Source organism: Methanobrevibacter filiformis, assembly GCF_001639265.1.
GTDB lineage: Archaea > Methanobacteriota > Methanobacteria > Methanobacteriales > Methanobacteriaceae > Methanacia > Methanacia filiformis.
Map to the genome: position 1 here is coordinate 1 of NZ_LWMT01000045.1, position 6,468 is coordinate 6,468.

The following is a 6,468-nucleotide window of genomic DNA, read 5'->3' on the forward strand; positions in this document are numbered from 1 at the left end:
CAAATCATTAAGCTCAGTAGAACTAATATGACGCACCACTACTTCTTTAGAATCTTTACTCATATACCAATATTATATATTTTATACTATATAAATATTGTCAAAAAATAGGTATCGTACTATAATATAACTGATGAAGGAACAATTTATTTATCTAATGGCAAATACAATGGTTCAAATAATGTTAATATTACAATTAATAATAAAAGTATTAAACTCATAGGTGAATCAAGAGAGAACACAATCATTGATGGAGGTAAAGATAGCTGGGCTTTTAATGTAGACCAAAACAGTCGATTAGTTTTGATAAATATAACATTAGCAAATTTTATTAGTTCTGGCAACACATCAGATGATGGTGCTATTAAAAATCTTGGGGATGATTTATTCATGTCTGGTGTAACCATCAAAGGTTCTTCTCCTCAAAAAGGAGGATCCAATCCTGTTAAACCTGCATTAATCTGGAATCGTGGAAATAATTTCATTATAAAAGATTCTTTCATTGATAATCCTGGTACTTTTGCTGGTCCTGCAAGAACAATATATAATACTGGTGATTATTTAACTGTGGATAATTTAACCTTGATTAATCCTAATAGATATGGGGTTGATAATTTTGGAAATTATTTTACACTAAAAAACTCATATTTTATTAATACAATTCCCAATGCTACATCTTCAATGGTTTGCTGTCCTGTTCAAACACAAAATGGAAATCATATACTAATCATAAACTCTTCTTTCAGTAACTTCCCATGTTGTCCAGTTGCTTTAGAAGGAACTAACATTACAGTGTCAGACTCTATTTTCCTAAATAATACCGAATCAATAAGTAACGGTGCATCTAATCTTACAATCAAAAATTCATACTTCGAATACAATAGAGGAGCAGCTATTACTAATGATGGTGGAAATAACATATTAATAATAAATAATACCTTTAAAAATTGTGAAGATTCTGTAATTAATAATGCTCCATCAGCAAATAACAGTCATCCTGGAATTAATATAACTGTTAAAGATTCCAGTTTTGAAAATAGTATGAGGGCTATAAAAAATGCTGGAGAAAATTTCACAGTAATAAACAGTAATTTCACTAACAATAATGGGGATTTTGGTGCTGCAATATACAATACTGGTAAAAATTTAATTGTAGATAATTCAATATTTAAAAACAATAAAGCAGATAATGGTGGAGCAATATGCCAAGATAATGGAACAATAACCATTAAGAATTCTAAATTTATAAATAACATAGCTAGTAATGGTGGAGCAATACTCTCAGAACATGGAAATTTATCTATCTTTGATTCTCAATTTGAAAAAAATACAGCTATAGACATTGGTGGAACCATTAGCTTATATGGAGATTCTTTAACTGTCACAAACTCTAATTTTACAAATAATAAAGTATTTAAAGATACTGAGATACATGTCTTTGGAGGATCTTTACTTGAAAATAAAAACTCTTATGATTCTCACTTAAAAATAATTAAAATAGCTCAAATTGGAGAAAAAATTATTGTTCAAGTAAAAGTCACAGGCAATGCAAATGGAAGTATTTTACCAAACCAAAATATTATATTAACTATTGGTGGAAAAACATTAAATGCTAAAACTAACTCTAAAGGTGTTGCAGAATTTAAATACACTCCTTTAAAAAGTGGAAATCTCAAAGCTAATATTCAACTTAAAAATGGGAGTGTAGGATCTTTAATTTTCAAAGGAAGCACAGCTTCTTCTTCTGTAAAATTTGTAAAACCTGCACCTAATTTTAAACAAGTAAATAAAATTGAAATTACTAAAAAAGGTAAAAATTACATAGTTAAAGTTCAATGGAAAAATATTGGAACTAAAAAAGGAATTAAAAAAATCACAATAGATTTAAAGAAATACAAATCTTTAAAGAAATATAAGTTTGCAAAAGGTAATTATAATCATGGTAAAAAAATTTCTTTAAAAAATGAGAAATTAATCATTAGTTTTGACTTACCAATATACAAATCCAAAAAAGATTTAGGAATAGCCACTATTACTTTAAAAAAGATTTAATAATCTATTATTGCTTCAAAAAGATCATAAAATTTACTTCTAATGTTAAACAATAGGTAGAGTTCATCATCGTTCAGCTCATCTTAATAGTGTCCCTTCTAATGTTAAACAATTAAGTAAACTTCAATTAAGTAAACTTCATGTATAGATAAACAATTTAAAAAATCAAATTTGAAGAAATATATAAATCTAAAAGTGATGTATGAATAACTAATATTATTTTAAAGGAATGGAAAACAATATTTTAATGAGAACTCTTTTTAGAGTTCTCTATTTTATTGATATGAAACAAAACTTTAAAAAATTTGATTAAAAGTTATTCTAAAAAGTAAAATTTAACAATAAAATGATTTTATTATTACTAAGTCTTCCTAGTGAATAATCATATCTCTATATTACTAATTATTTATACCAATTTTAATTAAAATAAAATTATAAGTGAGAATAATGATCAAATATAAAAAAATTATCTTAATATTTCTTATTTTAATAGCCATTACATCTTCAATTGGTGCAGTTTCTGCCCATGACCCATTTGCACCTGAAATTAAATTTTTAAGCCCTAAAAATAATTCTGATGTTCAAGGGCAGGTTAAAGTTAAAGTTTCCATTGAAACACACTCACAAATAACCGATGATGGGGTTGATTTTTTAATAACTGGTTCAAACAATTATAAAAAAGTTTTAAAAGACACTAATCCAAGTGATGGATGGGAATGCATATGGGATACTAGTTCTGTACCAAATGGAAAATATTCTATAATGGCTTCAGCATATGATGTTGACTTTGCAGATCCAGGAACAAATAATGTTATTGTTAATTTGAATAATATAAAAAAGGAGACAAAACTTGACATTAAAAATGTAAAAGGAGCTAGTGGAGAACATATTAACATAATGGCTACACTTAAAGAAAGTACAGCCAAAGGTATTCTAGCTAAAGGTATTGTAAATAAGAAAATTCAATTTACAATAAATGGAAAAACATATACAGGTATAACAGATAATGGAGGAATATCTAAAATTAAATACAAAGGAAATGAAGGAAATTACAATGTATATGTTAAGTTTTTAGGCGATAATGAATATTCCATTTCATCAAGTAATGCAAATTTAACTCTTCTTAAAAATGCCAATAAGTTAAAAATAGGTAATATTGTAGCTAATAAAAACAAAGAGATTCAATTAAAAACTAATCTAATAGGTGCAAATAATAAAGGAATAGCTAATAGGAATATCAAGTTTTACATTGATAATTTTTTTGTTGGATCAAGTAAAACAGATAAAGCAGGTATGGCTAAATTAATTCATAAATTAAAATTAGATGGTGGAAAATACACAATAACTGCAGTATATGGTAACAATGTAATAAATAGTGCTACTTTAAAAGTTTTACAATCAAGTATATATCTTAAAATCACTTCAAATAAAGCTTATCCTAAAGCTGGAAATAAAATAACAATATACTACAGAATAAAAAATAATGGTCCAAACAATGCAACAAACACAAAATTAGCATATAAAATCCCTAAAGGTCTCAGCTATTTAAAATCCACAGGTACAGGTAGTAAAAAGTATGATTCAAAACTCAATACTCTTACTTGGACTCTTAAAAAGGCTAAAGTTGGAACTACATTGCTAAAAGTACAATTTAAAACTAAAAAATCTGGTAGAATATTATTAAGTCCAAAAATCACAACAGAAACTTATAATCCTAATCTTTCAATTCCAAAAACTTATATAACAGTGATTAAATAGATTAAAAATTTTTTAATACTAATAAAACTATTTAAAAAGTGATAAAAACATTAGAGACACATTTTCAAATCAAAATAATAATTCATTAGGTATATATGTAGCTAATCTAAAAATTTTGATAATTACTTTACTTTCTTTTTATATTTATTCAGAGGAATTATAAAGTTAAAATAATAAAGAATAGATTTCAGATATTAATATCTATCAATAAATTTAATTTTATTTTTTCCAAACACAATACTTTTCTGCCATTCATCTTTAGTTTCAGGGTGATCTTCTCTAAAATGTGCACCTCTACTTTCTCTTCTTAAAATAGCTGATTTAACAATTATAATAGCTATTTCAATCATATTTGTTATTTCAAGAGCATCTTGAAGATTTTTATTATAATGAGTTTCATCAGATACTTTCATATCACTTAATTGGTCTTTTAAAACATAAATTTCTTTTAAAGCTAATTTTAAATCATTTTCATTTCTAATAATTCCTACTTTATCCCACATTATATTTTTAAGCTTGTTTTTAAGTTCATATGGATTTACAGTTCCGTTTTTAACTATATTTTTTATTCTATTTTCTTCTTCTTGTACTTGCACTTCATTTGTTTCAAATTCAGTATTTTTAGCTATTTTTACTGCATTTTTCCCAGCTATTTTTCCAAATACTTGAGTTTCCGCCAGAGCATTACCTCCTAAACGATTTGCACCGTGAACTCCTCCAGAGGCTTCTCCTGCTGCAAATAAATTAGCTATTGTTGACTCACAGTTTTGGCTGATTCTAACGCCTCCCATAAAGTGATGGGCTGTTGGAGCAACCTCCATTGGTGTTTTTCTAATATCTACACCAACATCTAAAAACTGGAAGAGCATTGTTTCAAGTTTTTCTTCAATGGTTTCATCTGAAAGATTAGTAACATCTAAATAAACTCCATTGTTATCATTTCCTCGCCCTTCTCGTATTTCATTGTATATTGCTCTTGATACAACATCCCTTGTTGCAAGTTCTCCTTTCTCATCGTAGTTTGTCATGAATCGTTCATTATTTTTGTTTAGTAATATTCCTCCTTCGCCCCGGACTGCTTCTGTAACAAGTATTCCTTTTCTTGACTCTGGACTTACCATTCCTGTTGGGTGGAACTGTATTTCTTCCATATCTATTAGATCAGCTCCAGCATTCCAAGCTAAACCATATCCATCTCCATTTTTTTGAACAGTATTTGATGTTATTGGATATAACTGTCCTGCTCCACCAGTAGCAATTATAACAGCTTTTGCCTGAAAAAATATAGTTTTTGAATTGTTTAGCCTTAGACCAAGAGCTCCAATTACCTTAGTCTTACTTTTATCTAGAATAAGTGAAGTAATCATAACCTCATCAATTGTAGCTATTTTTAACCTATTTATTTCTTCTTTTAATGCCATTATTATTTCATGCCCAGTTCTATCGCCTTGAAAACATGTTCTACGAAATGTTTGTCCACCAAAAGGTCGCTGATTAAGTTTTCCAGATTTTTGACGATCAAATAATGCACCATATGTTTCAAGGTCAATTAATCTATTTGGAGCTTCATCAACCAATATTTTAGCTAATTTAGGATCATTTAAGTATTTTCCTCCATAAAGAGTATCTTTCAAGTGAATTTCTTTAGTATCTTCACTGTCTACAAAACTAAAAGCAGCATTATATCCTCCCTCTGCCATTCCAGTACATCCAGATCTAAAAGACAAACCTTTAGACACTATAAGTGGTTTAAGTCCATGTTTAGCTACTTCAATAGCACTTCGACATCCTGCACCACCAGAACCAATAATTAATACATCACATTGATAATCCTTAGTTTCCATAAGTATATATTTTTTCATGATTTTATTTAATTTTTATGATGATTGGTGGGAATAATATAGTAATAAAAAATTGATAAATATTAATACTTTATTTATATACATTCTTGAGTTAATATATAATAATATAAATCAAACTAATTGTTAGTTAAGAAATCAAAATTTCTAACTTAATCAGTTAAGTTTGATCAAAATTATATATATTCAAATATGTTCAAGAACTTGTAAAACTGACTTTGTCATTAGAAAGGATATTCATAATTTAAAGCATAAAAAAAGTTTAATAGATTATTTAGCAAATTTAAAGAATTTTTTAAACAAAATAAATATATATAATAAATAAAATCCATGAAATTTCAGGATAGATTATTTTTTGATTTTAATGGAGATCTTCCATAATTCATTGATTAGTTAATTGATACTTATTGGCTTATATTATGATGATGAAGTAATATTAAGTTAAAATAAGGATTATTATTTAGTTTATTGGGTTTTAAGTGATTTATCTTTGTTGATTATTTTTTAGTAAAGTTTAATAATCTTTGTGTTGAAATATGACTTCATGCATTAATGACTTTAATAAACTTTTTTTTATTAAGTTTTTGTGCATTTATTATGAAATTTGTATTAATAAATTAGTGCTTTTGTATGAATCATGTTTTGATAAATGGCATACTGACTAAGAGATACTTATTTAGACATGTATGGTTTTATACTATGTTTATTTATGTTTTTTCTAGTATATTGTGTCTTTTAGATTTCTTGTTCGTATTGTATTGTATATTGCATTTCTGATGTTTATTTCATTAGTTGCAGC

At 26.7% G+C, this 6,468-nt stretch carries 3 protein-coding genes; 2 read left to right on the plus strand and 1 reads right to left on the minus strand.

Annotation, left to right across the window (positions count from 1 at the left end):
- Positions 1–303: 303 nt before the first annotated feature.
- Together MBFIL_RS01740 and MBFIL_RS01745 are read left to right on the plus strand one after the other, a co-directional pair.
- Positions 304–2,052 carry a right-handed parallel beta-helix repeat-containing protein gene (locus MBFIL_RS01740; RefSeq protein WP_157078614.1) on the plus strand — a complete coding sequence of 583 codons (1,749 nt, stop codon included), beginning with the start codon at positions 304–306 and terminating at the stop codon, positions 2,050–2,052.
- A gap of 447 nt (positions 2,053–2,499) precedes the next feature.
- A complete protein-coding gene (locus MBFIL_RS01745; RefSeq protein WP_066970900.1) occupies positions 2,500–3,810 on the plus strand; it encodes an Ig-like domain-containing protein in 1,311 nt (436 codons plus the stop codon).
- Between the two features lie 194 nt (positions 3,811–4,004).
- Here MBFIL_RS01745 and tfrA read toward each other — a convergent pair whose 3' ends face one another.
- Positions 4,005–5,654, minus strand: a complete 1,650-nt coding sequence (tfrA, locus tag MBFIL_RS01750; RefSeq protein WP_066970902.1) for a fumarate reductase (CoM/CoB) subunit TfrA — start codon at positions 5,652–5,654, stop codon at positions 4,005–4,007.
- Positions 5,655–6,468: the final 814 nt, after the last annotated feature.

What these genes read in the sequence shown, in the direction of transcription:
- MBFIL_RS01745 (WP_066970900.1), top strand. Translation starts at nt 2,500, where the DNA reads ATGATCAAATATAAAAAAATTATCTTAATATTTCTTATTTTAATAGCC.
- tfrA (WP_066970902.1), bottom strand. Translation starts at nt 5,654, where the DNA reads ATGGAAACTAAGGATTATCAATGTGATGTATTAATTATTGGTTCTGGT.